This window comes from Candidatus Cryosericum odellii (assembly GCF_003570935.1).
Taxonomy (GTDB): Bacteria; Caldisericota; Caldisericia; order Cryosericales; family Cryosericaceae; genus Cryosericum; species Cryosericum odellii.
Genome location: NZ_QXIU01000086.1, coordinates 1 through 3,382, shown reverse-complemented (window position 1 = coordinate 3,382; position 3,382 = coordinate 1). Strand labels below are relative to the sequence as shown.

The 3,382-nt window shown below is 58.6% G+C and carries 3 protein-coding genes and 1 pseudogene; 3 read left to right on the top strand and 1 reads right to left on the bottom strand.

Annotated elements, in window-relative coordinates:
* A pseudogene (locus SMC5_RS03400) lies at positions 1–384 on the top strand (tRNA uridine-5-carboxymethylaminomethyl(34) synthesis enzyme MnmG); the annotation flags it as partial.
* Positions 385–437: 53 nt separating this feature from the next.
* On the opposite strand, the gene SMC5_RS03395 reads toward SMC5_RS03400, so the two are convergent.
* Positions 438–1,643 (bottom strand): serine hydrolase domain-containing protein, encoded by a 1,206-nt coding sequence (locus SMC5_RS03395; protein WP_165846211.1) that lies wholly within the window; start codon positions 1,641–1,643, stop codon positions 438–440.
* 181 nt (positions 1,644–1,824) lie between these two features.
* On the opposite strand from SMC5_RS03395, the gene SMC5_RS10615 reads away from it, so the two are divergent.
* Together SMC5_RS10615 and SMC5_RS03380 are read left to right on the top strand one after the other, a co-directional pair.
* Positions 1,825–2,232, top strand: coding sequence for an OsmC family protein (locus SMC5_RS10615; RefSeq protein WP_165846210.1), 408 nt, complete (start codon positions 1,825–1,827; stop codon positions 2,230–2,232).
* A 752-nt stretch (positions 2,233–2,984) separates the two neighbouring features.
* Positions 2,985–3,382 (top strand): Gmad2 immunoglobulin-like domain-containing protein (locus SMC5_RS03380; RefSeq protein WP_207799021.1); only part of this gene is annotated, 398 nt, incomplete at its 3' end.

Here is a 3,382-nt window from a genome sequence, read left to right as displayed (position 1 = left end):
CTTGCCACACTGCTGAAGCGCCAGGACTTCTGGAGAAAGGACCTGGTCGCCCTGGTCCCCGACCTCGCAGACATTGACGATGAACTGTTGGAGGAGCTGGAGACCGAGGTGAAGTACGAGGGCTACATCGTCCGCCAGCAGGCCAAGGTGCGCGACTTGTCGCAGCTCGAGAGCTACGCCATCCCGGAGGACGTGGACCTTGCACTGGTACCGTCCCTGTCAAAGGAAGGACGCGAACGCATAGTGGCAGCGAAGCCACAGACGCTGGGCCAGGCGTCCCGTCTCAGCGGTGTCCGCCCTGCCGACGTCGCCGTCCTGCTGCACCATCTGCAGAACCGAAGGCACACTGCAAAGGAATCACCAACCACTGATAATGGGAGCTAACTGATCAACGATTTCGGATAAGCGGCCGCCCCAGCACAACAGATGATCAGGCTCTACCGTCCCGCATAGAGTCCGGCAAGCTTGGGCATCTCGGCAAACAACGCGTTTGCTGCCGTATTGTCACCGTCGGCATTGGTGAAAACGATGACGCCGATGTCCCGCGAGGGTTGCAGCAGCACGAATGTGTCGAAGGTATCACACGTCCCGCGGTGCCAGCTCGTCGGAATGCCATCGACCAGCTCCTCGTGCCATCCACAGCTATATTCGAGAACGGGCTGGTGCAGGCGCTGGATGCCCGCCGCCGACAGCCCGTTCCCGTCGATATTTTCGAGTCCTGCCAGGTGCAGCCGGGCGAAGACGCTGTAATCCAGGATGGACATGCTGACGTCGCCTGCCGGGGCGAGGACAGTGGGCACCCTGTAATTGTCCGACGGGTTGTGCGGCGTGACCACGCCGTTCTTGATGCGGTGGCCCCAGGGTTCGTCGTCACCGGACAGGAGTGGCCAACCATACGCGGCTCGTATCTTCAGCGGACCGAACACACGCTGTTGCATCAGTTGCTCCCATGTTTTGCCCGTCACCCGCTCGGCGATCGCTGCGGCCACGGCGTATCCAGCATTGGAGTACCGATAGACACCTGCCGGGCCGGCGGGCGGGCTCGTCAGAAGCATGCGTGCAAATGCCTGCCGCTGCTGCGCCGGTGTCCCGGTGAACGGGGGAATGCTCACCCATTCGGGATCCGTCGTATAGTCTGCCAGCCCCGACGTGTGGGTCAGCAACTGTTCCAGCGTTACATTCTTGTATCGTGGATCCATGGCGGATGCAATGGCAGGGAACGCCCGAATCATCGTCATGTCCCAGCTGAGCTTTCCCTCCTGGACCAGCGTCAACAGCATTGTCGCTGTCATGGCCTTGGTCATGGAGCCTAGATGAAACAGGTCCTGCGATGTGACCGCGTCTGTACCGCCAGCCTTGCGCACGCCGCCCACCGCAACATCCACGACGCTGCCCGCGCGGATGACACAAATCTCCAGCGAGGGCAACCTATACGTCTCGCGGAGGGTGAGAACGTCCAACTGCAGCAAGGTGGGCCGCCGGGGGATGACAATACCCGCCAAGGGTGAGATAGGAGTCTCCAACTGCAGCGAGGTGGGCCGTGCGGGAATGACAATATCTGTCCGGAGTCGGGTGGGAGCGTCTGTGCGCAGAACCGGCCCAGTGAAGGCCCCCGCTGCCGTGATCAGCACCACAACCACCATGCTTGTCCATCCGTGTCTTGTACGTCTGTTCATTTATTTATTGTACCACTGGATCAACAGGAGTTTCTCCAGAAGAACCTCTCGCGCGTCTCGAATCCTGCGTGGGAGATTCGGCCGTTGCAGGAGAAGCCAAATCATAGTAGGATTGATTTGGAAACGCCTACGTGTCGGGAGGTCGTTCGTGAACATCGAGCTGGAGTTCGAGAGGGTAGACGAGGTTCTTGGGGTCGCACGCTCGCGTGGCGTGGAGCTGATCTTTGATACGGGCAATGGCATCGACAAACAGGGCCTGTGGCCGATGGAGGTCCTCGTAGCATCCCTGGGTGGATGCCTGAACTTGGACCTGGGAGCAGCGATGGAGCTGTCCGGATATCCCGTAGAGAAGCTGACCATGACATTACGAGGTCACCGGGATGACGACATTCCCTGCATCGACGCTGCATCGTGTCACATCGACGTGTGGTCGGCATCTCTGTCCCAACAGGCTGCCGAGGAATTGCTGTCGTATGCCCTGGGGTGCAGCACGGTCTACAATACGCTGGCCAAAGCCGTCAAGCTGGATGTCACCATCACCGCTCACTCGTCGTGAACATAGCTGGAACCTTCACAGTCCAATAGGTGTAATTGGAAACAATNNTGGAGGTACACATGACAAGAAGAACTATTGGACTCATAAGTATTATCCTGGCAGTTGTCGTCGGTATGGGCGCGTTGATGACTGTTCCTGCAGTATATGCAGAGACAAAGACAGTTGCCCCNNCGCTGAAAGCGTTGTACAAGCAGATCGGAGACACTGCCAAGCTGATCCGCGACAAAGTCAAAGCCGACAAGGCAGCTGGCAAGGATCTGACCACGTTTACCACTGATCTGAAGACCGCCCTGAAGGACGCAACACATAGAGCAGTCTCTCGCGGAATCATGTTGACCGAAGCGGAACGTACTGCGCTGGCTGCAATGCAAACGTCCATTCGTACATTTGAGCAGCAGCTGAAGACACAGCGAAAGGCCAAGGCGCCCCAGGCAACACTTGATGCAATCAAAGTGCAGATCAAGGCTGCCGTCACTGCACGTACTGCTTATCTCAAGAGTATTCGTACCGCTGCGCTGACAGACTACTCCAGCCGTCTCGTCACGCTGATTGCGAACGCCAACGTGAAGCTCACTCTCCTGCAAGGTCTCCTCGCCAGGCTTCCGTAACAGCTAGATAGTTCTGCATGACCGGCGGGCAGGTGCCATAGCACCTGCCCGCTTTCCCGTTTCCAGGGAGCTCTCGCGATCAGCAAAATGCATCTGGCAACGAAGATGCCCAGGTGCTATACTGCCATCAAGGTGGTGATGCCCATGAGAAGAAGCACTGTTCTCCCGTTGTTGGTCCTGCTCCTGTCCATCGCTGGCTGCAGATCCGGACCCATGGAGTCGCATGAGGGTAACGTCAAGGTCACACTCCCGGCTCGTCAGCAAGCGGTCACGTTCGTCAAGCAGACCGACGGCTCGTGGAAAGGTAGTATCCAGACGACCGGCAGCGCCCGTGCGTTTGAGGCTACAGTCAGCTGGGAAGCGACGCAACAGCTGTCATCTAACGTCCTGACCTCTCTGGGTCAGGGAAGCTTCATGACGTCGGCGGGGGCCCCTGAATTCGGGACGTTCGACCAGATGCTGATGCTTGTTGGGGCAGCCTCGGAGCCGGCCCCGGACGGCAAGGGATCCCTGCGCATCTTTATTACCAGCATGAAGGATGG